The 26,514-nt window shown below is 45.9% G+C and carries 22 protein-coding genes; 8 read left to right on the top strand and 14 right to left on the bottom strand.

Annotated elements, in window-relative coordinates; translation table 11 throughout:
• Positions 1–182: 182 nt before the first annotated feature.
• Positions 183–1,052: a flagellar protein MotY gene (motY, locus tag L5M11_RS13600; RefSeq protein ID WP_028760352.1), complete on the bottom strand. Its 870-nt coding sequence runs from the start codon at positions 1,050–1,052 to the stop codon at positions 183–185.
• A 141-nt stretch (positions 1,053–1,193) separates the two neighbouring features.
• On the opposite strand from motY, the gene rnt reads away from it, so the two are divergent.
• Positions 1,194–1,865 (top strand): ribonuclease T, encoded by a 672-nt coding sequence (gene rnt, locus L5M11_RS13595; RefSeq protein ID WP_105252848.1) that lies wholly within the window; start codon positions 1,194–1,196, stop codon positions 1,863–1,865.
• Between the two features lie 100 nt (positions 1,866–1,965).
• Here the strand turns inward: rnt and L5M11_RS13590 are convergent, their stop codons facing one another.
• A complete protein-coding gene (locus L5M11_RS13590) occupies positions 1,966–2,571 on the bottom strand; it encodes a peroxiredoxin C (RefSeq protein ID WP_006081247.1) in 606 nt (201 codons plus the stop codon).
• A gap of 385 nt (positions 2,572–2,956) precedes the next feature.
• On the opposite strand from L5M11_RS13590, the gene L5M11_RS13585 reads away from it, so the two are divergent.
• The gene (locus L5M11_RS13585; RefSeq protein WP_173496537.1) at positions 2,957–4,276 is read left to right on the top strand and encodes a Na+/H+ antiporter family protein; all 1,320 of its coding nucleotides are present in this window, start codon (positions 2,957–2,959) and stop codon (positions 4,274–4,276) included.
• Between the two features lie 116 nt (positions 4,277–4,392).
• Here the strand turns inward: L5M11_RS13585 and upp are convergent, their stop codons facing one another.
• A complete protein-coding gene (gene upp / locus L5M11_RS13580; RefSeq protein ID WP_011789711.1) occupies positions 4,393–5,019 on the bottom strand; it encodes a uracil phosphoribosyltransferase in 627 nt (208 codons plus the stop codon).
• Positions 5,020–5,349: 330 nt separating this feature from the next.
• Between upp and purM the strand changes: the two genes are divergently transcribed.
• From purM to asnB, 5 genes are all read left to right on the top strand, one after another.
• Entirely contained in the window at positions 5,350–6,387 is a 1,038-nt protein-coding gene (gene purM / locus L5M11_RS13575) for a phosphoribosylformylglycinamidine cyclo-ligase (RefSeq protein ID WP_113938786.1), read from the top strand.
• Complete coding sequence (gene purN, locus L5M11_RS13570; RefSeq protein WP_028760357.1) at positions 6,387–7,031, top strand: phosphoribosylglycinamide formyltransferase; 645 nt, start codon at positions 6,387–6,389, stop codon at positions 7,029–7,031. Before purM ends, purN begins: the two co-directional genes overlap by 1 nt.
• A 159-nt stretch (positions 7,032–7,190) precedes the next feature.
• Positions 7,191–7,937: an HAD-IIA family hydrolase gene (locus tag L5M11_RS13565; protein WP_028760358.1), complete on the top strand. Its 747-nt coding sequence runs from the start codon at positions 7,191–7,193 to the stop codon at positions 7,935–7,937.
• 232 nt (positions 7,938–8,169) lie between these two features.
• Positions 8,170–9,846 (top strand): M28 family metallopeptidase, encoded by a 1,677-nt coding sequence (locus L5M11_RS13560; RefSeq protein WP_263192453.1) that lies wholly within the window; start codon positions 8,170–8,172, stop codon positions 9,844–9,846.
• Positions 9,847–10,444: 598 nt separating this feature from the next.
• Positions 10,445–12,109: an asparagine synthase B gene (gene asnB, locus L5M11_RS13555; protein ID WP_263192452.1), complete on the top strand. Its 1,665-nt coding sequence runs from the start codon at positions 10,445–10,447 to the stop codon at positions 12,107–12,109.
• 192 nt (positions 12,110–12,301) lie between these two features.
• On the opposite strand, the gene L5M11_RS13550 is transcribed toward asnB, so the two are convergent.
• From L5M11_RS13550 to L5M11_RS13540, 3 genes are all read right to left on the bottom strand, one after another.
• The gene (locus L5M11_RS13550; RefSeq protein WP_263186557.1) at positions 12,302–13,441 is read right to left on the bottom strand and encodes a patatin family protein; all 1,140 of its coding nucleotides are present in this window, start codon (positions 13,439–13,441) and stop codon (positions 12,302–12,304) included.
• A gap of 242 nt (positions 13,442–13,683) precedes the next feature.
• Complete coding sequence (locus tag L5M11_RS13545; RefSeq protein ID WP_263192455.1) at positions 13,684–15,930, bottom strand: TonB-dependent siderophore receptor; 2,247 nt, start codon at positions 15,928–15,930, stop codon at positions 13,684–13,686.
• Positions 15,931–16,326: 396 nt separating this feature from the next.
• Positions 16,327–18,117, bottom strand: a complete 1,791-nt coding sequence (locus L5M11_RS13540) for an acyl-CoA dehydrogenase C-terminal domain-containing protein (protein WP_263186556.1) — start codon at positions 18,115–18,117, stop codon at positions 16,327–16,329.
• Between the two features lie 246 nt (positions 18,118–18,363).
• Between L5M11_RS13540 and L5M11_RS13535 the strand changes: the two genes are divergently transcribed.
• A complete protein-coding gene (locus L5M11_RS13535) occupies positions 18,364–19,212 on the top strand; it encodes a D-hexose-6-phosphate mutarotase (protein ID WP_263186555.1) in 849 nt (282 codons plus the stop codon).
• Positions 19,213–19,418: 206 nt separating this feature from the next.
• Here the strand turns inward: L5M11_RS13535 and L5M11_RS13530 are convergent, their stop codons facing one another.
• The 8 genes from L5M11_RS13530 to L5M11_RS13495 form a co-directional block, all read right to left on the bottom strand.
• On the bottom strand, positions 19,419–20,294 hold the full coding sequence (locus L5M11_RS13530) for an NAD(P)-dependent oxidoreductase (protein ID WP_263186554.1): 876 nt from the start codon (positions 20,292–20,294) through the stop codon (positions 19,419–19,421).
• A 168-nt stretch (positions 20,295–20,462) separates the two neighbouring features.
• A complete protein-coding gene (locus tag L5M11_RS13525; protein WP_105252855.1) occupies positions 20,463–20,942 on the bottom strand; it encodes an acyl-CoA thioesterase in 480 nt (159 codons plus the stop codon).
• A gap of 117 nt (positions 20,943–21,059) precedes the next feature.
• Positions 21,060–21,428, bottom strand: coding sequence for a hypothetical protein (locus L5M11_RS13520; RefSeq protein ID WP_028760367.1), 369 nt, complete (start codon positions 21,426–21,428; stop codon positions 21,060–21,062).
• A gap of 232 nt (positions 21,429–21,660) precedes the next feature.
• Positions 21,661–22,899: a beta-ketoacyl-ACP synthase II gene (fabF, locus tag L5M11_RS13515; RefSeq protein WP_006087466.1), complete on the bottom strand. Its 1,239-nt coding sequence runs from the start codon at positions 22,897–22,899 to the stop codon at positions 21,661–21,663.
• Between the two features lie 236 nt (positions 22,900–23,135).
• Complete coding sequence (gene acpP, locus L5M11_RS13510; protein WP_006081231.1) at positions 23,136–23,369, bottom strand: acyl carrier protein; 234 nt, start codon at positions 23,367–23,369, stop codon at positions 23,136–23,138.
• 164 nt (positions 23,370–23,533) lie between these two features.
• Positions 23,534–24,280 (bottom strand): 3-oxoacyl-ACP reductase FabG, encoded by a 747-nt coding sequence (gene fabG / locus L5M11_RS13505; RefSeq protein ID WP_006081230.1) that lies wholly within the window; start codon positions 24,278–24,280, stop codon positions 23,534–23,536.
• A 9-nt stretch (positions 24,281–24,289) separates the two neighbouring features.
• Positions 24,290–25,216, bottom strand: a complete 927-nt coding sequence (gene fabD / locus L5M11_RS13500; RefSeq protein WP_263186553.1) for an ACP S-malonyltransferase — start codon at positions 25,214–25,216, stop codon at positions 24,290–24,292.
• Between the two features lie 62 nt (positions 25,217–25,278).
• Positions 25,279–26,238 (bottom strand): beta-ketoacyl-ACP synthase III, encoded by a 960-nt coding sequence (locus L5M11_RS13495; protein ID WP_131523925.1) that lies wholly within the window; start codon positions 26,236–26,238, stop codon positions 25,279–25,281.
• Positions 26,239–26,514: the final 276 nt, after the last annotated feature.

Here is a 26,514-nt window from a genome sequence, read left to right as displayed (position 1 = left end):
GTTGAGGTGGATATGTCATCACTACAAATTAAAAAATCTCATTATTTTTACCCATACTCGCAAATTGAGCGAATCATTCGATTAAAGTGGCATACTGCCTGAACTCTCCTTCTTTTAAAAACGACAATGCCAAGTCATAAACTTGGCATTGGAAAACACTTAAAACCTAGGTAAAAAAATCACTAAAAAGGTTTACTGATCCGTATAACAACGCGACGGTTACGCGCCCTTTCATCCATATCATCATTGGAAGCCACATGACGACGCTCACCATGCCCGAATGTGACAATACGATCTTGAGGAATACCACTGGCAACAAAGAACTCTTTTACCGACGCAGCTCGTGTATCCGATACTTTCTGGTTTACTGAACGGCCACCATAACTGTCGGTATATGCATCCACCAGCACTAACTCTACCAAGGGATCATAAGCTAAATATTCTTGCACCCGAGACAGTTGTTGCTGGGAGAAACGAGTTAAATCGGTTCCGCCTTCATCGTAATTTAATACAGTAAAAGCGATATCTTCAAAGCTATAGGGCAATAAATGCGCTAGACAAGCTTTAAACTCAGTATATTTACGGCCAAAATTAGCTGAAGACAAACCCACAGCTATCTTATTCGACTCGTTATACCAATCAGCATAGTAAAACGTTGGTTCCATACCGCGACTCAACTCTGCCAACATAGACCAAGCTGCGCGCTTAGGCACTTCACCGTTAAAGTACTTTTGATAATGTAATGAAGTGATCTCTTTCGATACCACACCAGGACGCCACTGCGGCGCGCGGCTAATTAATTTCGCCTGCGTCACTTGATCAGGTTTTACCCACATATCTAAGGTAAAAGTCATATTCTGCTGTTTACCCGCTTCACTGGTAAAAATCGCTTTACCGTAAGAAGGAATATCATGCTCAAGGCGACAGACGATGGGAGTATTTTCACTCACTCGCCACTGGGAATCACTTAAAGAGGCGACATAATGGCGCAACTCTGCCATTGCAGTTGCTGGAACGCATAAAATTGATACTAATATCAGTTTTCGCCACATAGCCTTTACTCATGTTTAATCGGTTACATGGCTTTATCGGCAAACTATTTAGTTCCTTTAGCTCATAAAACCACCAATCAAGCATGACACACCCCAACACATTTAGCATAATAGCGCCCTGTGAATTTTCTTGAGTACTTTATGAGTGACATTTGCGACGCGAACAAATTGAAATACCGATTTCGAGGCTACTTTCCCGTAGTTATTGATGTCGAAACTGCGGGCTTCAACTCTCAAACCGATGCGTTGCTAGAAATTGCCGTCACCCTACTAAAAATGGACAATGAAGGTGTGATAGGAATCGATAAAACCCTACACTTCCACATTGAGCCCTTTGAAGGCGCAAATTTAGAACCCGAAGCGTTAGCATTCAACGGTATTGATCCCACTAATCCGTTACGGGGAGCGGTGAGCGAGAAAGAAGCCTTTTTAGAAATATTTAAAGCCGTGAAGAAAGCCCAAAAAGCCTCCGACTGCCATCGCAGTATCATAGTGGCGCACAATGCGGCATTCGATCATGGTTTTGTGAGTAAGGCGATAGAACGTTGCGACTTAAAACGCTCGCCGTTTCATCCTTTTGCCACCTTTGACACAGCAACGCTCGCCGGACTCGCCATTGGTCATACCGTACTTGCCAAGGCATGTATTATGGCGGGTATTCCCTTCGATAATAAAGAAGCCCATTCGGCGCTATATGATACCGAACGTACCGCGGAGCTTTTTTGTCATATCGTGAATCGTTGGAAATCATTAGGTGGCTGGCCATTACTGGCTGTGGATGCGCAGGATGCAGAAAGCGGTACTGTGGAATAAATTGAACAGTTAACAATAGATCTTCAGCAATGAAAAACAAAAAAGCTGCCATTGGCAGCTTTTTTCATTTAACAGGCGACTGTGATTAGAAAAGTACTAATTACAGTGAGCTTGCGTTTTCAGACAGGTAAGCAGCAACACCTTCAGTGCTTGCATTCATACCTTTATCGCCTTTTTCCCAACCAGCAGGACAAACATCACCGTGCTCTTCATGGAATTGCAGTGCATCGATCATACGTAGCATTTCATCAACGTTACGGCCTAATGGCAGATCGTTAACGACTTGATGACGAACCATGCCTTCTTTGTCGATCAAGAATGAACCACGGAAAGCCACACCCGCTTCTGGATGCTCAACATCGTATGCTTTACAGATTTCATGTTTAACGTCAGCCACTAGCGTGTATTTAACTTGGCCAATACCGCCTTTTTCAACTGGGGTGTTACGCCATGCATTGTGGGTAAACTGAGAATCGATAGACACACCAATCACTTCTACGCCACGCTTAGTGAACTCTTCCATACGGTGATCAAAAGCGATCAACTCTGATGGGCAAACGAAAGTGAAGTCAAGTGGATAGAAGAATACGACGGCTGGTTTGCCTTTGATGGCTGCAGTCAAGTTAAAGCTATCAACGATTTCGCCAGAACCTAATACAGCTGCAGCAGTAAAATCAGGAGCCTGACGGCCTACTAATACGCTCATTTTATATCTCCATCTATGAGTTGAACTAAGTGTAAGGCAAGATGCCTTCTAGCCAGTATGTTCTCAACCTAGGTCAAGTTAAATCCTTACTGATTAAAAGGTGTTCTTACCAATCAAATCCTTAGGCATTATAAGTCGTGTGCTGTGCCTTACAACCTATTTAAGACCAATATCACATTTTTCAAGGGTATTTCCGTTTTGCCTGACTAAGGATAGAGCATTCTGCGTACCGAGTGTGCGGAGCAATCCACATTCGGCTAACAGACAAAACCCAGCATGATCACATTTTCAGATATTTTTCAGATAAGCCCTCGGCAAACTGGACATCCACTGCCTTTGCAGTCGAAAATAGCTCCTTTGGCTTAAAGAATTAAGAAAATTGATAATGAATGCAGTCGTAATTGCAGTGTGCTTAATGTTAGCACTCAGTTTAGCTAGGGTGAATGTGGTTATTGCCCTGACCGTGAGCGCCCTCGTGGCGGGATTGGTAGGCGGAATGGATCTGCACCAAACTATAGATGCCTTTAATACAGGCTTAGGTGGCGGCGCACAAATTGCGCTCAGTTATGCATTATTAGGCGCCTTCGCTGTCGCACTATCGCATTCAGGCTTAACGACGCTGATTTCTAGAAGCATCATTAGTAGCCTTGGACAAGATCCTAATCCCACTAACACTAACTGGGTACGCTGGTTACTGCTGTTATCGCTACTCGTTATGTCGATGGCTTCACAGAATATTTTACCGATCCATATCGCCTTCATTCCGATTTTAGTGCCACCACTCTTACATGTGATGACCAAACTGAACATCGACCGCCGCCTTGTGGCTTGTGTTCTCACCTTCGGCCTAGTCACCACCTATATGATTTTACCGATTGGTTTTGGTGGCATTTTCTTAAATGATATTCTGCTTTCCAACTTAACCAGCAATGGCTTAGCCGCTGCTCGCGAGCAAATTCCGCCAGCCATGTTAATTCCAGCGGCGGGTATGGTCGTAGGGTTACTCACAGCAGTATTCATCAGTTACCGTAAACCTCGGACTTACGACGAGGCAAAAGTGTTAGTCGCTGAACCTGAAGAAAATCTCAACAAACGCAATATCATCATTGCTGCACTGGCGATATTAGCCACTCTCGTCGTACAACTTGAAACTGACTCTATGATTTTTGGTGCCTTAGTCGGCTTCATGATTTTCAGTTTTTCGGGTGCCTTGAAGCATGTCGCCGACCAAGATATCTTCAACCAAGGTGTGCGAATGATGGCCAATATCGGCTTTATCATGATTTCAGCCGCAGGCTTTGCCGCTGTAGTGAAAGAAACCGGTGAAGTGGGTACGCTTGTGGCCTCGCTTAGCGACATCATTGGGGATAATAAAGCCCTCGCAGCCTTCTTGATGTTACTGGTTGGTCTACTGATCACTATGGGAATTGGGTCGTCTTTCTCCACCATTCCAATTATCGCGACGATATATGTACCATTGGCATTAAGTTTTGGTTTTTCAGTAGCGGCCACAATCGCGTTAGTTGGCACTGCCGCCGCGCTGGGTGATGCGGGCTCGCCAGCATCAGATTCCACCTTAGGTCCCACTGCAGGTTTGAATGCCGATGGTCAACACGATCACATTCGTGACAGCGTGATACCAACATTTATCCACTACAATATTCCACTATTAGTGTTTGGTTGGATTGCAGCAATGGTGTTGTAACACCGGACAACACACTCAATAAAAAGGCCGAATTGTATTGCAATTCGGCCTTTTAGATCGAGCGCCCAAATATTAACAAGCGATATGAATAGGCATGTTAACAAGCACAGGAACGATTATTTAGTACCAAAGATTTTATCGCCCGCATCACCCAAACCAGGCAGGATATAACCTTTCTCGTTTAAGCATCTATCGATAGCGGCAGTATATAGTTCGATATCCGGATGCGCTGCCTCTAAGGCTTTAATGCCTTCAGGCGCAGCCACTAGCACTAAGGCCTTAATTGAAGTACAACCGCGCTTTTTCAATAAATCGACGGTCGCAATCATAGAACCACCCGTCGCCAACATAGGGTCGACAACTAAGGCGATACGCTCGTTCATGTCGCTGGCCAGCTTCTCAAAATAAGGCACAGGCTCAAGGGTCTCTTCATCACGGTAAATACCGACAACTGAGATACGCGCACTTGGAATGTGCTCGAGTACGCCGTCCATCATGCCCAAACCCGCACGCAAAATTGGTACGACAGTGACTTTTTTACCTTTGATTTGATCGACTTCAACCGGACCATTCCAGCCTTCAATCGTCACCGTTTCAGTTTCGAAATCTGCGGTAGCTTCATAGGTTAATAAACTACCCACTTCGGCGGCTAGTTCACGGAAACGTTTAGTGCTAATGTCACCTTCGCGCATTAAACCGATTTTGTGACGCACTAAAGGATGTTTAACCTCGACAACTTTCATTTTTCTCTCCTGCTTATTTTTCGGCGTATTATTTTAGGCAAATTTTTCAGATTCTAGTTGATTTGTTTACTAGGTAAAACAGAAAGTTTTGCCATTCGGTCTAATCGTGAGCTATCTCGCAAGAATAATCCCCAATCGTCTAAGATACCTACTGTGATTTACTATTTTGTGACCAAACTCAAGACCTCTAAAAATAGAATATCTCGCATTCAGACCAAAAAAACTCCGCCAAGGGGCATAAATCCAAATCATGACTTTCGACCCCTAGCACAAGCTGGTAGAATACCGCCGCATAAAATCCAATAACGATGTACCCGAGAGGATCCCTCCGTGAGCACACCTACCCCACTGAGCTATAAAGATGCCGGCGTTGATATTGATGCAGGTAATGCACTGGTAAGTAACATTAAAGCAGCCGTTAAACGTACCCGTCGTCCAGAAGTTATGGGCAACTTAGGTGGTTTTGGCGCCCTATGTGAAATCCCCACTAAATACAAACAACCGGTTTTAGTGTCTGGCACCGACGGTGTTGGGACTAAATTACGTTTAGCTATCGACTATAAAAAACATGACACTGTCGGCATAGACTTAGTCGCCATGTGTGTGAACGATCTGATCGTTCAAGGCGCTGAGCCACTGTTTTTCCTCGATTACTACGCAACAGGCAAGCTTGATGTTGAAACGGCAACGTCCGTCGTCAACGGCATCGGCGAAGGTTGTTTCCAATCTGGTTGTGCGTTAATTGGCGGTGAAACCGCTGAAATGCCAGGCATGTATGAAGGTGAAGATTACGACCTAGCGGGTTTCTGCGTGGGTGTAGTTGAAAAAGCCGACATTATTGACGGTAGCAAAGTGGCAGCGGGTGATGCGCTTATTGCATTAGCCTCAAGCGGCCCTCATTCAAATGGTTACTCTTTAGTACGTAAAGTATTAGAAGTGAGCCAAGCAGACCCTCAACAAGATCTCAACGGCAAACCGCTGATTGAACATCTACTTGAGCCAACCAAAATTTACGTAAAATCATTGCTCAAACTGATTGAAGCATCTGATGTCCATGCGATGGCGCACATTACTGGCGGCGGCTTCTGGGAAAACATCCCGCGCGTACTGCCAGATAATTTAAAAGCGGTTATCCAAGGCGATTCATGGCAATGGCCTGCTGTTTTCAGTTGGTTAATGGAAAATGGCAACATTGCAGAATACGAAATGTATCGCACCTTCAACTGTGGCGTCGGCATGTTAGTTGCGCTGCCAGCCGATAAAGTGGATGCAGCACTTGCATTACTGGCTGCAGAAGGCGAACAAGCATGGCTTATCGGTGCTATCGCACATCGTGAAGGCAATGAAGAGCAAGTGGAGATCCTGTAATGCCCCAGAGCTGTCGTGTAGTTGTATTAATTTCCGGAAATGGCAGTAACCTGCAAGCGGTTATCGACGGTTGCGACGATAATCTGCAGGCCGAAGTTGTCGGAGTCATCAGTAATAAACCCGATGCCTATGGCCTAGTGCGCGCCCATCATGGCGAAATTGATACCAGCTGCGTGATAGCTCACCAAGGTGAATCTCGCTCTGAATACGATGCACGTTTAATGACTGTGATTGAAAAGTATCAGCCCGATTTAATCGTGCTGGCGGGATTTATGCGGATCTTAACTGATGATTTCGTGAATCATTACCTAGGTCGCATGATCAATATTCATCCTTCGCTGCTACCTAAATATACTGGCTTAAACACCCATCAACGTGCCATAGACGCGAACGATAGCGAACATGGTGCTAGCGTGCATTTTGTCACGCCTGAGCTGGATGCAGGCCCGGTGATTTTACAGGCCAAAGTGCCTGTTTATGAAGACGATACGGCTGATATGCTCGCCGCCCGCGTGCATGAGCAAGAACATGCCATTTATCCGCTCGTGGTGAAATGGTTTAGTCAGCAACGTCTTAACATGCAAAATGGCCAAGCCTATCTCGATGGCAACCTTATCGGCCCAAGCGGTTACGCGCCCGATTAGTTCCACTTGATAGTAAGTTGTACCAATCAAAAAAATAGAGACCTTCTGGTCTCTATTTTTTTAACTATTTTCAACAAAAGCATTGTTTTCTTAGGCAATGTGGCATTAGATAACTTAACGAAAAAGTGATTTTTGATCGGCATGACAAGAGACTATTAGATGAAAAATATTATCTGCGATATCGATGGTGTACTACTGCACGACAATAAACTGATCCCCGGCAGCGACAAATTTATCCAGCGCATTTTAGAGCAAGGCAATCCGTTAGTGATATTGACTAACTATCCCGTACAAACGGGTAAGGATCTGCAAAACCGTTTAAGTGCCGCTGGTATTGATATTCCTGAAGAATGCTTTTACACCTCTGCCATGGCCACCGCCGACTTTTTAAAACACCAAGAAGGCAGCAAGGCCTATGTCATTGGCGAAGGCGCCCTCACCCACGAACTCTACAAAGCAGGCTTTACCATTACCGATATTAATCCCGATTTTGTGATTGTCGGTGAAACCCGCTCCTACAACTGGGAGATGATCCATAAAGCGGCAGGCTTCATCGCACGCGGCGCGCGCTTTATTGCCACTAACCCCGATACTCACGGTCCAGCCTACAGCCCTGCTTGTGGTGCACTCTGCTCACCCATCGAACGTATTACCGGTAAGAAACCTTTCTACGTGGGCAAACCGAGTGCTTGGATTATTCGCTCGGCGCTTAATCATATTGATGGACACTCGGAAGATACTGTCATCATAGGCGACAATATGCGTACCGATATTTTGGCGGGCTTCCAAGCTGGGCTTGAAACCATTCTGGTCACCAGTGGTGTGAGTAAGCTCGAAGATATCGACAAAGAACCCTTCCGCCCGAACCATGTGTTTGCCTGCGCTGGCGATATCGACGTTGTTTAAACAGATGTCTAATCCTACGTCTAGCAATTCATCCTTGCCAGTCGCTTAAACATTACCTATGCAACACGCCTCGCCCAAAGGCGTATTGCATAGGGTAAAGCAACATTAAGTAACATATTCGCCTTCTTCTCAGCCTTGTGGCTCACAGCGGCTTGCTTCATGATAAGCCTCGCTTCTGATTGATTAACATAAATCTAAAATACCGTAATTAAAACAACAGTAGGATTAACCTATGCGACGTCTGTATCCCCTCTGTGCGTTGGCCATGCTCAGTGCCTGTAGTCCAAATGTATCAGAGCCTGATGGCAACAGCACTTTGGCTGAACTCAAACCAGTACAGTTTAATGAAGCGCGCTTTAGAAATGATATTAAAGCCCTGTCATCCGATGAATTTGAAGGCCGTGCGCCCACCACTCACGGTGAAAAACTCACCTTGGATTATTTGACCAAAGCCTTTACAGAGATGGGACTCAAGGGCGCGTACCAAGGCAGCTTTTTACAACCTGTGCCTATGGTGAGCTATACCGCAGATGAAGCGCAGCAAGTCACGCTGGCAGGATTACCCTTTAAATACCGAAAAGATCTAGTGCTCAGCAGTCGCCACGATAACGGTGGTATTAGTATTGAGAACGCGCCATTAGTCTTCGTCGGCTATGGGGTGAACGCCCCTGAATATGGTTGGAATGATTACCAAGATCTCGACATGAAAGGCAAAATCGCGGTGATCTTAGTGAACGATCCCGGCTTTGCTCGCCCTGACTCGGGTAAATTCAACGGCAAAGCCATGACCTATTACGGCCGTTGGAGCTACAAATTTGAAGAGGCCAGTCGACAAGGCGCACTCGGCGCACTGATTATCCATGATACCGAGCCCGCCTCTTACCCTTGGTCCGTGATAGAAAATAGTTGGACTGGACCACAGCAAGATCTGGTCCTCAGTAAAGCAGAACAAGATAGCCGTATCCAAGTCGAAGGCTGGCTTACACTGGACGCAGCTACACAACTGTTCGATAAAGCCGGTTTATCACTGCCTAATTTAATGGCACGCGCCGCCGACAGCCCCATCAATTTATCCCTTGAACAAACGGCCAACATCGCCTTTAAAAATAAAGCCGAATACGCGAATAGCTACAATGTGGTCGCCACACTCCCCGGCAGCACACAAGCCGACGAGCAAATCCTCTACACCGCCCATTGGGATCACATAGGTAAAGACGAGACAAAAGCAGGCGATCAGATTTATAACGGTGCAATGGATAATGCCTCGGGCACTGCCGGCATTCTCGAAATCGCCAGACAATTAGCCGACAATGCGAAACAAGGCCATGGTTTAGCGCGCTCGGTCACCTTTATTGCCACCACAGGTGAAGAACAGGGCTTACTCGGTTCACGCTATTACGCCGCTAATCCACTTTATCCTATCGACAAAACCGTGGCAGTGTTAAACCTCGACAGCACTAATATCTATGGCAAAACCAAAGACTTTACCATCGTCGGCAAAGGTAAATCTGAGTTAGAAACTTATCTTATCGATGCGGCTAAACAACAAAACCGCATCGCCATGGGTGAGAAAAATCCCGCTTCGGGCGGTTTCTTCCGTTCAGATCATTTCAGCTTTGCCAAACTAGGCGTGCCCGCCGTCTTTGCCGGCGGCGGTAGCGACCCCGTTGATGAAGCCACGGCTGCTTATAAAACTCAGATGCAAGCGACAATGAAAGGCTGTTATCACAATGTCTGCGATGAATATCGTGAAGATTGGGATTTGAGCGGCGCGCTGCAAGACTTGCAAATCTACTACCAAGTCACACGCACATTGGGCAACAGTGAAGATTGGCCGGGATATTATCAAGGCACAGAATTCAATAGCCTGCGCCCAGCCAAAACAACGCTGGTAACGGACGCAAAATAACAGGCTAAGTCAGTGGCTTCTTACGAAAGGCAGCTGGGTTAGTCGTCTCTTATTGACGCCTGCTAGTCGCACCTGTGAAATAAAGCGCCAGCTGAATAAAGAGCCTCCTGCGCCAGCCAAAGCGCCAAACAAGACCTACAAGCACGTGAACCATTCACGTGCTTTTTTGTTTTCAGCTCACAAAAATGCAGTTATCGCGAAATATCCATTCCACAACGCCATTATGAATAGGCTTATGCCATTTGTTGATGTCAAACTCGACGCATTAATTGATTAAAAATAAAACACTTAAACGAGCCAACTCATTATTTATGGTCTTTTTTAACGGTTTTTCTGTCATCGACACTTTTTTAAAACACATTGTGAATTCCCCAAAACCCCTCACACCAAATCAAAAAATAAAAACAAATCATCAAAAATAACTCGAATTAAATGAATTATTCTCAAATAAAACCATAAAACATAAACACCTAAATCAACAAAAGCGTCAATAAACAGATAAAACATCAAAAATAGTGTTTGGCAAATGCCTAAATTGCTGGCACATTAAACCTCAATTGAGACATCCTCAAATGACAGACAGTGTGGGAGTTGTACTATGTGTTCAATCTTTTCGATTTTAGATATCCAATCTGATGCCAAAGAACTGCGCCAAGTCGCGCTAGAAATGTCTAAGCTCATGCGCCACCGTGGCCCTGACTGGTCAGGTATTTATGCCAGTGATAAGGCAATTCTTGCCCACGAACGTTTAGCGATTGTTGACATTGAACACGGTGCCCAGCCACTGCTGACCGAAGATGGCAGCTTGATCCTTGCGGTCAACGGCGAAATCTATAACCACAAAGAATTGAAAGCCCAATTAGGCGATAAGTACAGCTATCAAACCAACTCTGACTGCGAAGTGATCTTGGCGCTGTATCAAGAATACGGCACTGAATTTCTTGATAAATTAAACGGTATCTTCGCCTTTGTGTTATATGACAAAGCCCAAGACAGATACCTTATCGGCCGCGATCACATGGGTATTATCCCGCTATACACGGGCCGTGACGCTGCGGGTAACTTCTATGTTGCCTCCGAAATGAAAGCCTTGATGCCAGTGTGTAAAACGGTAAAAGAATTCTTACCGGGCCAATATTTGTACTCAAGCGATGCCGCTGCGGTGAAATACTACACTCGCGATTGGCAAAGCTATGATGCGGTTAAAGATAACCCAGCCAGCCAAGAAGAATTGCGTGACGCATTAGAAGCGGCGGTCAAGCGCCAATTAATGTCAGACGTGCCCTATGGTGTGTTGCTGTCGGGCGGCTTAGATTCATCGATCATTTCCGCCGTGACGCAAACCTTTGCTAAACGCCGCATTGAAGACGATGGCGAAACCAACGCTTGGTGGCCACAGTTACATTCCTTTGCCGTCGGCCTTGAAGGTGCGCCAGATTTAATCGCCGCCAAAAAGGTCGCCGAAGCGATTGGTACGATTCACCATGAGATCCATTTCACCTTCCAAGAAGGCTTAGATGCGATTAAAGAAGTGATCTATCACTTAGAAACCTACGATGTCACCACCATACGTGCTGCCACGCCAATGTATTTAATGGCGCGAAAAATCAAAGCGATGGGCATTAAAATGGTGTTGTCGGGTGAAGGTGCTGACGAACTATTTGGCGGCTATTTATACTTCCATAAAGCGCCAAACGCACAGGCATTCCACGAGGAGTTAGTCCGCAAACTCGATAAACTGCATCTGTTCGATTGTCTGCGAGCCAACAAAGCCATGGCCGCTTGGGGATTAGAAGCTCGCGTGCCCTTCCTCGATAAAGAGTTTATGGATGTGGCGATGCGCATCAACCCTGAAGCGAAAATGTCTAAGGATGGCCGTATTGAGAAACATATTCTGCGTAAAGCCTTTGAGCATAAATTGCCAAAAGAAGTGGCGTGGCGTCAAAAGGAACAATTCAGTGACGGAGTGGGCTACTCTTGGATTGACGGTTTGAAAGAACAAGCTGCAGCGCGGGTGGATGATTTACAATTGGCGAACGCGAAATTCCGTTTCCCATACAACACGCCAGAAACCAAAGAAGCCTACTTCTATCGCTGCTTCTTTGAGGAACATTATCCACTGAGCGGCGCTGCAGAAACGGTTCCAGGCGGTAAATCCGTCGCCTGTTCAACGCCAGAAGCATTGGCTTGGGACGAAAGCTTACGCGGCATTATCGACCCATCGGGCCGAGCCGTACGCTCAGTGCACACCTCAAGTTATTAATAGCCTAACGTTGAAGGACTAAGTTCATAAATTAGGTTGATGAGCTAGATTGATGAGCTAAGTTAATTAGATTGATGAACTGGTTAAAACTGCAAACCACAAGCGCCACCCTAGGGTGGCGCTTGTATTTTAATGCTTTTTACTTTTATTGCTTACTCGCGTACAAAATGGTGACTTAGCTAAAATACCAAACTAGGCCGACAGCGCACTGAATGGCTGGATTTGAGCCTGAGTATGAGCGTTAGTATGAATTTGAGTCTTGTCGTTGGTTTGCACTTGAGTTTGAAAATAAGCATTACTCTGCGTCAATGCCATCGGATCTTGGGTTAAAAACTGCTTTCCAGCACTCAGCCCCGCATGATAATCATGGCGTAAATCCGCATCGGTACTGCCCAGCAATTTACTTTGCAAATTTTCAGCAGCAAAAATCTGCACTATCTCCACATCCTCTGGTGGATTAGCGATAAAGTCCAATTCATCCTGATAGGCTTGTTCGTGCTGCACTAAGTAATCTATGGTTTTCGGGCAAAAGCCAGAAACACAAATCCAAGATTTTAATTTGTGAACCCAAGCCGATTGCGCCTGAAAATCCTCGCTCACAGTACGGATCACCACAATTTTGCGGGCACCTCGACGATAGGCCTCACGCACAGGTAAAGGCGCAGCTAAGCCGCCATCGAGATAAAAATCACTATCAATACCTTCGCTTAATGCAGCGCCATGATCAGAGGCGCTGTTATCAGAAGCGCTATGATTAGCCGCGCCGTTATTAGAAGCCTTGTCGCTATTACAGGCGTTGTCACTCAGCCAAGGCGTGAGTTTCACCCCTTGTTTATATAAAAATGGTAATGCGCTAGAAGCTTTTAGCAATTCGCGCCACTGGCCTTTACTGCTTGGACTTAAAAAATAACCTTTGCGATCACTGGCATTAGTGGTGGTGATCAGTAACTGCCGATGACCGAGTGAGGCTGTCGCCGCGTTAAGATCTAATTTAAACATCCCTTGTCGAGTCTGCTCAAAATACCAATCTAAATCGACTACATTGCCGCCGACTAACCCGCGACCGAGTCGATAGAAGCGTTTATGACGCGATAAACCGCGGATTAAGCGCTTGGCATAACCCTTTTGGCGGGCCAAAAAACTGCTGAGATTCTGTGAGCCTGCTGAGGTACCGATAAACAAATCAAAGGGATCGAATCCGCCATCAAGCCAAGCATCGAGCACGCCTGCGGTGAATATACCCCGCTGACCGCCACCTTCTGCAATCAGGGCCACCTGTGGGCTAGCGTTAGATTGAGCGTCTTTGGAGGTTAAGTGGCTGACGGCGTGCATAGGAAAACCTTATCGAATAATTCATATAAGGCGAGTCTAAACAAGCTGAATGAGAAAATATAACGGATAGAAACTATCATCTTAATAGGTAAACACTATTAAGATGATAGTTACACAAGGTTAATCCATGCTAAAGGCACGAATACAGACAGAGAGCTACGGCGGTTATTCGCGCAAGATTAACCCATTCGCTCCAGCTTGCTCATCATCATTAACGAACAAGCTATTTTTACATCAATGCATTAAAACTTATGACTCAGTTCAAGCGTGATATTACGCGGCTCACCGGGGAAATGGCCATTACGCTCGCTAAAACCACTGACGGCATATTCTTTATCGAAGATATTTTTAAGATTTAAGCGAACTTGAGTTTGATCCCACTGGGTCGTCCAGCTCATGTCAAAAATCGTATGGGGCTTCACCGTTTGGCCATCGAGGCTGAACTGTTCACCCACGTAATCCATGCCAAAGGCAATCGCCGAATCGAGTGCATTGATATCGTAACGGGTCCATATCCCTGCTTGATGGCGTGGCGCATTGGCAAAGTGCTTACTATCAAACGTATTGGTTAAACTGTCGTTCGTTACCCCTTTAACCACTTCGGTCTCGTTATAGGCATAGTTTGCCGTGACGGTCAGGTTATCGGTTAAATCCCCCACCAGCGTCCATTCAAGGCCTTGACTGTGTACTTCACCCAAATTAAGTAAAGCGGGAATACCATCGTCATCGCCAGTATCTAAAGGGTTAGCTTGGGCGACATTTTGTTTTTCAATACGATACACAGCAAGCGTGGTCATAAACTGGCCATCAAGCCATTCATTTTTCATCCCAAGTTCAATTTGATTGCCCGTTTCTGGATCGAGGAAACCGTCACCAATATCTTCAGCTTGATTGGTTAAAGATGCTGGATTGAAGCTCTCTGAGTAATTCAAATAAAAGGACATTGAATCGATTGGACGATAATTAAGCCCTGCTCTTGGCGTTATCGCGTTATCGCTGAAAGAGAACCCGGTATTTTTATCATAATCATCAAACTGGCTAAAACGCAAACCAGCAATCAATGACCACTGTTCATTAAAGTGCAGATGTTCCTGTACATAAATGCCGTAACGGTTAGCGCGGGTACCATCGGTATTTTTATCCTTCAAGTTGTAACTATTAGGGTTGGTTTCACCATAGTTAAGGTCAAAAATATTCAGGTTACCAACACCATCTTTATCAGTCGCCAATTTGTACTGATATTCGGTTTCGACATAGTGATAGTCGCCGCCGAACAGGAATTCATGTTCAAAACCTAAAGCATCGAATGCATAGACAAAATCATTGCTTAAACTGATTTCATCATTAGCCCGTACTTGAACTCGGTATTCACGCTTAATGGTGCCATCACCCATAATGGGCTTTTTATTGGCATCTAAGGTCGCCCAACCTCTCGATTCATGATATTGCTGCGTCGAATCATTATTCAGATAACGGATCTGAGTCTTGACCGAGAAATTATCGGTAAATTGATGATCGAGAATCGATTGCAGCACCAGTGCATCCATCTTCTGGAAGTCACTCTTCTCATTGGCATTATAGGATGGCGCAACCAGGAAGTTACCGTCATTATCGACAGGAACGCCGCGCAGTCGATTGCCACCTAAATCCTGCTTAATAATATCGAAAGTGGTAGTGAGCTTAGTATCATCACTGATTTCGTAGAGTAACCCACCCGCCACTTCGGCATTTTGGCTATCGGCATTATTTCGAAAGCTATCTTCCTGCTGATAATAGGCGCCAAAGCGATAGGCAAGATTTTGGGTTAAGCCACCGGTGAAATCCAGCGAGCCGCCCATCATATCCTCGCTGCCCGTACTTAAGGTCAGCTCTTTACTCTCGACAAAGGTTGGTTTTTTAGTGACATAGTTGATCATGCCGCCGGGTTCACCGCCGCCATAAAGTGCGGATGCAGGGCCTTTTAACACTTCAACCCGCTGCACATTAAAGAGTTGCGGCACAGAAAATCCCGAATAGGGATCGCCCTTTACCCCATCATAAAAGACGTTGGCATCGTCACGGAAACCGCGAAAGGTCACGCCAGAATAACTGAACTCACTTACGCCAGCGATTGAGCGGTATAAATCGGTAATATTGCGCGCTGCTTGGTCAACGATTAACTGCTCGGTCAGCACTTGCACCGACTGCGGCAATTCCATCACATTAATCGCCGTCTTAGTGCCAACCGTTGTTTCTTTATCGACGTACATTTGCATCGCGCGGCCATGGACGGTAATACGCTCAGGTGCTGCGAGTGTTATCTCCCCATCGGCTGCGGATTGAGTCGATGCAGGACTGGGAACTGGTGAGCTCGTAGACAAGGTCTGCTGTGGAGCCTCTTTATCGAGTACGGTTTCAGCGGCAAATGCCGACTGATGTTGAGCGAGTGCAAGTGCGATTAATGAGTAGGCGAAACGAGTCTTCACAGAATGTCCCCAGCGCGAGCGCATAAAAATGGCATAAACCAAAGGGTTTACAAATGTATTCAAACGAATTGGCCGTCATTATAAAGAATGATTTACGAATGACAATAATTATCATTTGAATTTACACAATTGTGAAAGGCGTTTAATAAATCATCGACATCAGCCCACATAATCCTTGTTATGTTTGGTTATGACTCAAACGAAAGAGAGCGCCAGTAACACAAACCTTCGATGGAAGTTTTTATGTGGAATGAGAAAGAGACGCACAGCATCAAGCTGATGTATTTGTGTGTAACCTAATAAAAACAAAAAGTTAAATATTTAAACGATATAAAAATAAAAACCAGCGACAGTGCGCTGGTTTTTGGCTGTTGTTGTGCTGTTCTTAAGCTGATTTAACTCAGCCTATAGGGTAAATGCTTAAAAGATAGCTTCATCCAATTGAGTTAGCATTTCACTCGCCTGCTCGATTTGCTTACGCAGACTGCGACCTTGCACCGCCCAGTAAGCCATGTAGAAATCGGCAGTTTTCAATTTAGCTTGGTAAAATGCGGTTTCTTCGGTGCCCTGCTCCAACGCCGCTAATGCCACCGCGGCACTTCTGGCCCACATCCATGCCAGTGCAGTCACCCCAAATAACTCCAGATAAGCCATAGAGGCTGCGCCGATAATGTCTGGATTGGTCGCAGCTTGTGCAGCTAAATAACCACTAGCCTTTTGCAAATCACCCGCACAATCCATTAAACCACTCACGTAGTGTTGCATCGCCGCATTCGTGCTATGTGACTTAATAAACTCAGTCACTAACGCCGACCATTGCTGCATCGCCGCGCCGCGGTCGCTAAGCAGCTTACGCCCCACTAAATCCAATGCCTGAATACCGTTAGTGCCTTCATAAATCAGTGCAATACGGCTATCACGCACAAATTGCTCCATACCCCACTCATGAATATAACCATGTCCGCCAAACACTTGCTGTGCATCGACACAGGCATTAAAACCACGGTTAGTGATAAAACCTTTCACCACTGGCGTGAACAGTGCCGCTAATTGGGAAGCAACTTTGGCTTTGGCGGGATCGGTATGACGCTCAGCTTCATCTAGCCACAAAGCTTGTTGTCCTACTAAGGCTCTTGCGCCTTCATTGAAAGCTTTTTGCGACAGCAACATGCGGCGCACATCGCCGTGAACCAAAATCGGATCGGCGGCTTTTTCGGGGGCTTTGGCACCGCTTAAGGCGCGGCTCTGTAATCTATCTTTGGCATAGGCTAGCGCATTTTGATAGGCGATTTCAGAGACGCCCAGCCCTTGCACGCCCACGCCTAAACGCGCTTGGTTCATCATAGTAAACATGGCGCGCAGTCCTTGGTGCGGCTCGCCAACAAGCTCGCCCAATGCACCTTCAAATACCATCACACAAGTTGAGTTACCGTGAATGCCCATCTTATGTTCAAGGCCACTGGCATATAAAGTGTTCGGTGCGCCTAAACTACCATCGTTATTCACTAATACTTTAGGCACGGCGAACAAAGATATGCCCTTCACACCTTCAGGTGCATCGGGCAAACGAGCTAATACGAGGTGCACTATGTTGTCGGTGAGTTGGTGATCGCCTGAGGAGATAAAAATTTTCTCACCGCTGATAGCAAAAACACCTTCGGATACTGGCACGGCTTTGGTGCGTAATAAGGCTAAGTCAGTACCGGCGTGGGACTCGGTCAAATTCATGGTCCCAGTCCATTCACCGCTAACCAGTTTACTCAAATATTTTTGCTTGAGCGCATCACTGCCGTGGGCATGGATGGCGGCATAGGCGCCATGGGTCAAACCGGGATACATGGCAAAGGCCATGTTGGTTGCCGTTTGTATCTCAGTGGCAAAAATCCCTACCACTTCGGGTAAGCCTTGGCCGCCATATTCAGGGGAGCAGGTCAGCGTAGGCCAGCCATTATCAACAAACTGCCGATAGGCATTATCAAATCCTTCCGGTGTAATCACCTTACCATCGACCAACTTACAGCCTTGCAGATCGCCGACACTATTGAGCGGTAACATCACTTCAGTACTAAAGTCGGCCATACCTTGCAGGATCGCATCGACAAGATCTGGATCGATTTCATCGAACCCCTTGAGTGCATCTTGCTGATAAATATTTAACATTTCATCGAGGATAAATTGATAGTCGCGCAGCGGCGCTTGATAAACTGGCATAATCGCTTCCCTTTTCTTGTTAGACTGCAACTCAACTAAGTGATCTGACCACTTTGGTGCTCTGACCACTTTAGCTAAATCTGCCGAAAAAGAAAGCACCTCAGTATCCGCCACAGACTTTTGTTTACACAAACGAACAGCGAAACCGTAAATTGATCGCAACAAAGCCTTATGTTATCGCGGAAAACTTTGTAAGCTAACTGCCTGTTTTTCTGATATGCAAGCAGAGTTAAGGATATTGCTACTATGGGTTCTGTCACTACTAAAAAACACGCCAACGGGCTCGATTATGTCGAAGTGAATACGGCGTTATGTCAGGCAAGAATTTTTTTGCAGGGCGCGCAAATAGACTATTTTCAATCCGTAGGCAAACCACCTTTGCTGTGGGTTTCATCGGCTGACGATTATCAACCCGGTAATGGGATCCGTGGCGGTGTGCCCGTATGCTGGCCTTGGTTTGGCATGAGTAGTGAAGCGAACTTTCCCCAACACGGTTTTGCCCGTACCCGCATTTGGGCGCTGGAATCGGTAGAAATGCGTAATCAGTTAGTGGATTTACGTTTTAGCTTAAAAATCAGTGAGCAAGATAAAATCTATTGGCCGCATAACACAGAGGTCAGCGTGTTATTCACCCTAGGCGACACCCTAAGCATTAGCCTTGTGAATACCAATTTAGGCGATGAAACCGTCACGCTTACCCAAGCGCTGCACAGCTATTTCCCGATTGAGGATATCCACCAACTCAAAGCCAGCGGTTTTAGTGGGTCAAAATACATCGAATTTGCACAAGGGCCTTATCCGCAAAACACGGATGAAGTGCTGTTTGATCGTGAGACAGACCGTGTCTATACCGATCTCGGCCCTGCGCAGTTATTGCATACGCCGCAGGGGACAATCGAAGTCAGCCGTGAAAACAGCCAATCCGCCGTATTATGGAACCCATGGATTGAAAAGTCACAACGCCTTGGCCGATTTAATCCAGAGGATTATCTGACCATGGTCTGCCTAGAAGCGGCCAATGTATTAGAAGATAAAGTCGTGCTTGCTCCAGGTGAAACCCACAGTTTAGTGACCCATATTCGCTGGAAAGACTAACGATTAAATATCCTAGCTCTTAATGTCCTAGTCAAAAAACGATACACACAAAAATGCCCAGTCCTATTTGCCAACGCAATTGGGACTGGGCATTTTTATCACTGCAAAACCTATCACTGCGAAACCAGAGTGTTTATCACTACGAAACCAGAGTTTTATCACTACGATAACCTAAGTTTTTATAACGATAAAACTTAAGGTAAAGCTTATTTCGCCGATTTTTCTAAACGTGCCAACAGGCTAGACGTATCCCAACGGTTACCGCCCATGCCCTGTACTTCTGAATAGAATTGATCAACTAACGCGGTTAATGGCAAGTGTGAACCATTGCGGCGAGCTTCTTCTAAGGCGATGCCTAAATCTTTACGCATCCAATCGACGGCAAAACCAAAATCATAGCTTTGGCCCCACATCGTCTTGTAGCGATTTTCCATCTGCCAGCTTTGCGCCGCGCCTTTGCTGATCACTTCAATGACTTTCTCGCCATCGAGTCCCGCTTTACGAGCAAATTGCAGCGCTTCCGCCAAACCTTGCACCACACCCGCGATACAAATTTGGTTCACCATCTTAGTTAACTGACCTGCACCAACCTCACCTAAACGTTCGGCGCAGCGGGCAAAGGCTTCAATCACGGGTTTAACACGCTCAAATACCGCTTCATCGCCGCCGACCATCACAGTCAAGGCGCCATTTTCGGCGCCCGCTTGACCACCCGACACAGGCGCATCGAGGAAATCAACGCCCTTTTCCGCTAACACTTGATGAAGCTCACGGGCAACATCGGCCGAAGCCGTAGTATGGTCAACTAACACTGCGCCCTTTTCCATCCCATGAATAACGCCATCACTGCCTAATACCACTTCACGCAGATCGTTATCATTGCCCACGCAAGTAAACACAATATCTTGACCCTCTGCCGCTTCCTTTGGTGTTGGACAGCAGCGGCCACCATAGGTGTCGACCCAAGTTTGCGCCTTGGCAAAAGTACGATTATAAACAGTGACCTCATGGCCTTTGTTCAGTAAATGCCTCGCCATGGGATATCCCATTACGCCTAAACCAATAAATGCGACTTTTGCCATGAGCTGATCCTTAAATAGATAAACAAAATGAATCGATTCAAAATAGTAGCCGCAGTTTAACATCCATCTACGATAACGTCAGAGTGAAATCGGAGCGAGTGATAAACGCACTTTTCGCTAGAAACAACAAAGGCGCCTTAAGCGCCTTTGCTGATTTAATTTATGGGGCTATTTCACCACATGGGCTTCCATTTCGGCGCCAATCTTTTTACGCATTTCCATCAAGCGCAGTGCAGAATCCCGCAAATGAATATCATGTTCCGTCTGTGGTATCCACTCAGGCACTGGCGTAGGTAGGCCATCTTCATCAACTGCTACCATGATCACAATACAATGGGTGGTGAGATGACGCTCAGAAACTTTAGGATCGCCCGCTCGCACATCGATACCGATATGCATAGAAGTTTTACCCGTATAAATCACTTTTGCGCTGACTTCAACGATATTGCCCACCAAAATGGGTTGCACAAAACGAATACCGCCCGCATAAGCAGTAATACAATATTTACCGCTCCAGCCCGCTGCACAGGCATAGGCCGCGAGATCGATCCACTTCATCACAGCGCCGCCGTGAACTTTACCACCAAAATTCACATCCGCAGGCTCTGACAAAAATCTCAGGGTACTTTGTCTATCGATACCAGCCATATAACCTCAACTTATTCAGCCACTGTGGCTCAATGTTTCGTGCAATAGGCTGAGTTTACGATAGAAAGCGCCATTAGCGTAAAAATAATTACGATTGACCTCGTCAAAAAATTCGATTTAACCAAAGTGGCTAATAAGCACGCAGCAAAGCAATAAACTCGGCAACGCTAAACGATAAATCCATAGCTGAAATTCACTACTGACGAAACGCGTACCCTTAGCAAAAGTGTAAACGCCTAAGCCAAACATAAAGAAACCAAGCACTTCGAGGCCCGAAGACATATTGCTATCGCCACCGACGTTAATCGCCGTCACCAATAAGGCAAACCAAACCACCACGTAAGCAGCGATTGCTAAGGTAAAAGTCTTGATCCCAATGTCCATGTTTGGATGCCACACTTTAAACTCACCACGGATCAATTCGGTCAGATTGGCAGTTAATGCGCCAATGAGGGGAACAAGCGGGATCACCGCGGGATTTAACATGACACACTCCATTAAGATTGAATATGTCTGTCATTATCTGTGGTCATTAGAATTAAACAAGCTTGATGAACAAATGTTAACACTATGGATATCATACAGTTAGAAAGTGACATCCATCACAATAAAGTCATAAGATAACGGAGTTCAACTCACATGAGCAATGAATTTGACCCATAAAAAATGCGCCCTCAGGCGCATTTTTTCATTGTTTTTTACACCATAAATGCGTGTTTTACACTTTCTTGAACAGTAACGAACCGTTAGTCCCACCGAAACCGAAGGAGTTACACAGAGCGTAATCCATTTTCACGTCACGGGCTGTGTGGGCAACAAAATCTAAGTCACAACCTTCATCTGGATTATCCAAGTTGATGGTTGGCGGTACGGCTTGGTCGCGCAGTGCTAGCAAAGTGAAAATCGCTTCAACCGCACCCGCAGCACCTAACAGGTGACCCGTCATCGATTTAGTCGAGCTAACCAGTACTTTATAAGCGTGGTCGCCAAATACTGACTTAACCGCTGCCGCTTCCGCTTTATCACCAGCTGGCGTCGACGTACCGTGGGCATTGATATAACCAATTTGCTCCAGTGATAACTTAGCATCATTAATAGCATTGACCATAGCAGCTGCAGCGCCTGCTCCGTCACTTGGAGGCGATGTCATATGGAACGCATCACCGCTCATACCAAAACCGACTAATTCGCCGTAAATGGTCGCACCGCGCGCTTTTGCGTGTTCGTACTCTTCCATCACCATAACACCAGCGCCATCACCGATCACAAAACCATCACGGTCTTTATCCCATGGACGGCTCGCCGCAGTCGGATCGTCATTGCGTGTCGATAACGCTTTCGCTGCACCAAAACCTGCAACGCCTAAAGGAGAAGTGACATCCTCAGCACCGCCCGCAACCATCACGTCTGCATCGCCATAGGCAATGGTACGCGCCGCGAAACCGATATTATGCACACCCGTAGTACAAGCGGTCGTCACGGCAAAATTTGGGCCTTTCATGCCAAACATGATCGACAAGTGGCCTGAAATCATATTGATAATGGTACTAGGTACGAAGAAAGGAGAAACCTTACGCGGGCCACCATTCATCAATGCGCTGTGACCTTGTTCAATCAACCACATACCGCCCATACCCGCACCAATAGCAGTACCGACACGACCTGGGTTTTCTTTACTCATGTCCAGACCTGAGTCTTGGATAGCTTGGATGCCAGCCGCCATACCGTATTGAATAAAGAGGTCCATCTTACGGGCGTCTTTTTTCGTTACGTATTGCTCAACATCGAAATCTTTTACTGAACCACTGAAACGAGTGGTAAATTCACTGGCATCAAATTTGGTTATCGGTGCAATACCACTCTTACCCGAAAGCAAAGCCTTCCAAGTAGTATCGACAGTATTGCCCACTGGAGTTACTAACCCCAAACCGGTTACCACTACACGACGTTTAGACACGGCAGTCACCTTTAAATGCTAATTTGTTAATTCAGATAGAGGACGCAGGGTTTTCTATCATTAGACAATTTCTTAAATAACTTTTATTTAGAAAAATTCGCCAATCTGCGGCGAGCATCTCGTGGATAATAATTAAAACACGATCCAGAGACGATTGAATGGCACGGAGGCAGAATTTGACGGGGGTAAAACAAAAACAGGCGGCAAAAATGCCGCCTGTCTTCAAGAATTCAGAATTACTGATTCTTAGAAACGTAGTCGATCGCTGCTTGAACAGTAGTGATCTTTTCAGCTTCTTCATCAGGGATCTCGGTATCAAACTCTTCTTCCAGAGCCATAACCAACTCAACAGTGTCCAGAGAATCTGCACCCAGATCGTCAACGAAAGATGCCGCTGGCTTAACGTCTTCTTCTTTAACGCCCAGTTGCTCTACAATGATTTTCTTTACACGTTCTTCGATGTTGCTCATTAGTTTTCTTTCCTATTCAAATTACGCACTTGCGTAAGATTGCGAGTAGTTTATTAGATTTGGCTGACAATGCAAGCTTAGTTTTCGTGGTCTAACCACGAAATTTCACTATCAATTGATACAGATCACTACTCAGTTGCGACAGAAATCCCTGCCATTCGCCCTTAAACCATGTACATGCCGCCATTCACATGCAAAGTTTCGCCTGTGATGTAAGCGGCTGAGTCCGAGGCCAAAAAGAGCACTGCATTGGCAATTTCTTGCGCTTGCCCTAATCGTTCCATCGGAACCTGTGACATGATAGCTTTTTGCTGCTCTTCGGTCAGCTCATCTGTCATATCGGTCTGGATAAATCCAGGAGCGATAGCATTAACTGTAATTTGACGAGATGCAACCTCTCTTGCAAGAGATTTTGTAAATCCAATCAAACCCGCCTTTGCTGCCGAGTAGTTAACTTGACCTGCATTGCCCATGGTGCCTACCACTGAACCGATATTGATGATTCGGCCAAAGCGCTTTTTCATCATGGTACGCATCACAGGTTTTGACAGTCTAAATAACGATGTCAGGTTGGTGTCGATAATATCCTGCCATTCATCATCTTTCATCCGCATCAGCAGATTATCACGGGTTATACCCGCGTTGTTGACTAGAATATCAACATCACCCGCTTTTTCTTTGATCGAGGCGAATAAATGTGTAACAGATTCACTATCTGTGACATTAAGCACTAAACCAAAACCTTTGTCACCCAGATATTCTTGGATCGCCGCAGCGCCCTTCTCACTGGTTGCGGTTCCAATAACCACGGCGCCCGCTTCGACCAGTGTCTCTGCGATCGCACGGCCAATACCGCGGCTCGCACCTGTCACTAAAGCCACTTTGCCTGTTAAATTCAGGTTGAAACTCATATAAACTCCTTACTCAGTTAATGCTGCTAATGAAGCAACATCATTAACCGCTTGGGCTGATAGTGATTTATTAATTCGTTTTGCTAATCCTGTCAATACTTTACCTGGACCACATTCCACCAGTTGGGTAATGCCTTTTTGGGCCATTAGCTCAACCGTTTCGCTCCAGCGGACAGGACAATATAACTGACGCACTAACGCATCTTTAATGTCATCAGCAGAGGTGGGTGATGCCACATCAACGTTATTAATCACTGTAATTGTTGGGGTATTAAACTGTACATCGTTTAATGCCACGGCCAGTTTATCCGCCGCAGGTTTCATTAATGCGCAGTGTGATGGCACGCTGACAGGTAGAGCCACCGCCATTTTAGCGCCCGCTGCTTTACAAGCTGCTGCAGCGCGCTCAACTGCGTCTTTTTGACCTGCAATGACCACTTGACCAGGACTGTTAAAGTTAACTGGACTCACCACCTCACCTTGAGCCGCTTCGGCGCAGGCATTAGCGATACTCTCGTTGTCCAAACCGATAATCGCATACATAGCACCCGTGCCAGCTGGAACCACTTGCTGCATCAGTTGACCACGTAATTCCACCAACTTAATCGCGTCTTTAAAATCCATAACACCGGCGCAAACTAAAGCAGAATACTCACCTAAGCTGTGACCCGCTAGTATAGCTGGCATAGGTTTGCCTGAAGCCACGTAGGTACGCCAAATCGCCACGCTCGCCGCTAATAGGGCTGGTTGAGTTTTATCGGTTTCATTTAAGCTTTCAACAGGACCTTGCTGAACCAATGCCCACAGATCATAACCTAAGACGTCACTCGCCTCAGCAAAGGTTTGTCCAACAACAGCATGAGATTCGGCAAGCTCGGCTAACATGCCTAGGGCTTGTGAACCTTGGCCCGGAAATACAAAAGCAACATTTTCCATATTCAAATTACCTATGGCTAACTTAATTTATTGAAAAATCATGTGGAACACACATGTAGAACTTAGAAACGAATGAGCGCACTGCCCCACGCAAATCCAGCACCAAAGGCCTCAAGCAACAGTAATTGTCCGCGCTGAATACGGCCATCACGTACGGCTTCATCCAATGCAATGGGCACTGACGCGGCAGAAGTATTACCGTGTTTAGCTAAAGTCAATACGACTTTCTCAAGACTCATATCGAGCTTTTTAGCGGTAGCATTGATAATTCGGAAGTTGGCTTGATGTGGCACTAACCAGTCAATTTCTGACTTATCGATATTGTTAATGCGCAGCGTCTCAGTCACCACATGGGACAATTGAGTCACAGCCACTTTAAAGACATCGTTGCCTTTCATGGTCATAAAACCGACCGCTTCAGAAGTTTCGCCTTTACGTGGTGGGAAAGCGCATTTCAATAAGTCACCTTGGCGACCGTCGGCATAAATGTGGGTCGAAATGATCCCTGGTGTTTCGGATGCGCCTATCACAACCGCGCCCGCACCATCACCAAATAAAATAATCGTTGAACGATCTTCTGGCTCACATAAGCGAGACAGTACATCGGCACCAATCACTAATACTTTTTTAGCCGCGCCCGTTTTTACAAATTGATCGGCAACAGATAAAGCATAAACAAAGCCTGAACACGCCGCTGCGATATCAAAAGCTGGAATGGTATGCACGCCAAGCATGGCTTGAATTTCACAAGCTGCAGCCGGAAAAGCATTGGGAGCACTGGTGGTGCCGCAGACGATCATGTCTAAATCTGATGCTTCTATGCCAGCCATTTCTAGCGCTTTTAATGCCGCTTGGTAGCCCATAGTTGAAACGGTTTCATCGAAAGCCGCAATGCGACGTTCTGATATACCTGTACGTTCAACAATCCATTGGTCAGTGGTTTCCACCATTTTTTCCAAATCTTGATTGCTACGCACCTGCACCGGTAGATAACTACCAGTTCCGAGAATTTTTGTATGCATAAGGAGGGATCAGTTATTTATATCTATAATAATTGATTTACTTTACATGCTGTTGAACTTGCTATTAATTTCAACTTAAGCCATGTCGATAAATCTTGATTTTGTACGCTGTTTTGTACACATCTAAAAGTTAGCCAGATTTGTACGCACTAATGTTTATCGCCGCAAAGTAACATAAAAAAACTGCTGACAATAGAATTTATACCGCAAAACTGGTCTGCTTTGCTATGCAGTCTTGTCGCAAAGTTACATTAAGAATCAGACAACATCACATTA

The organism is Shewanella sp. SM87 (assembly GCF_025653705.1).
Lineage (GTDB): Bacteria > Pseudomonadota > Gammaproteobacteria > Enterobacterales > Shewanellaceae > Shewanella > Shewanella oncorhynchi.
This window is presented reverse-complemented; position numbering and strand designations above follow the sequence as displayed.

Coding starts and splice junctions, on each gene's coding strand:
- motY (WP_028760352.1), bottom strand. CDS start 1,052: ATGTGGCGAAAACTGATATTAGTATCAATTTTATGCGTTCCAGCAACT.
- rnt (WP_105252848.1), top strand. CDS start 1,194: ATGAGTGACATTTGCGACGCGAACAAATTGAAATACCGATTTCGAGGC.
- L5M11_RS13590 (WP_006081247.1), bottom strand. CDS start 2,571: ATGAGCGTATTAGTAGGCCGTCAGGCTCCTGATTTTACTGCTGCAGCT.
- L5M11_RS13585 (WP_173496537.1), top strand. CDS start 2,957: ATGAATGCAGTCGTAATTGCAGTGTGCTTAATGTTAGCACTCAGTTTA.
- upp (WP_011789711.1), bottom strand. CDS start 5,019: ATGAAAGTTGTCGAGGTTAAACATCCTTTAGTGCGTCACAAAATCGGT.
- purN (WP_028760357.1), top strand. CDS start 6,387: ATGCCCCAGAGCTGTCGTGTAGTTGTATTAATTTCCGGAAATGGCAGT.
- L5M11_RS13565 (WP_028760358.1), top strand. CDS start 7,191: ATGAAAAATATTATCTGCGATATCGATGGTGTACTACTGCACGACAAT.
- L5M11_RS13560 (WP_263192453.1), top strand. CDS start 8,170: ATGCGACGTCTGTATCCCCTCTGTGCGTTGGCCATGCTCAGTGCCTGT.
- asnB (WP_263192452.1), top strand. CDS start 10,445: ATGTGTTCAATCTTTTCGATTTTAGATATCCAATCTGATGCCAAAGAA.
- L5M11_RS13550 (WP_263186557.1), bottom strand. CDS start 13,441: ATGCACGCCGTCAGCCACTTAACCTCCAAAGACGCTCAATCTAACGCT.
- L5M11_RS13545 (WP_263192455.1), bottom strand. CDS start 15,930: ATGCGCTCGCGCTGGGGACATTCTGTGAAGACTCGTTTCGCCTACTCA.
- L5M11_RS13540 (WP_263186556.1), bottom strand. CDS start 18,117: ATGCCAGTTTATCAAGCGCCGCTGCGCGACTATCAATTTATCCTCGAT.
- L5M11_RS13535 (WP_263186555.1), top strand. CDS start 18,364: ATGGGTTCTGTCACTACTAAAAAACACGCCAACGGGCTCGATTATGTC.
- L5M11_RS13530 (WP_263186554.1), bottom strand. CDS start 20,294: ATGGCAAAAGTCGCATTTATTGGTTTAGGCGTAATGGGATATCCCATG.
- L5M11_RS13525 (WP_105252855.1), bottom strand. CDS start 20,942: ATGGCTGGTATCGATAGACAAAGTACCCTGAGATTTTTGTCAGAGCCT.
- L5M11_RS13520 (WP_028760367.1), bottom strand. CDS start 21,428: ATGTTAAATCCCGCGGTGATCCCGCTTGTTCCCCTCATTGGCGCATTA.
- acpP (WP_006081231.1), bottom strand. CDS start 23,369: ATGAGCAACATCGAAGAACGTGTAAAGAAAATCATTGTAGAGCAACTG.
- fabG (WP_006081230.1), bottom strand. CDS start 24,280: ATGAGTTTCAACCTGAATTTAACAGGCAAAGTGGCTTTAGTGACAGGT.
- fabD (WP_263186553.1), bottom strand. CDS start 25,216: ATGGAAAATGTTGCTTTTGTATTTCCGGGCCAAGGTTCACAAGCCCTA.
- L5M11_RS13495 (WP_131523925.1), bottom strand. CDS start 26,238: ATGCATACAAAAATTCTCGGAACTGGTAGTTATCTACCGGTGCAGGTG.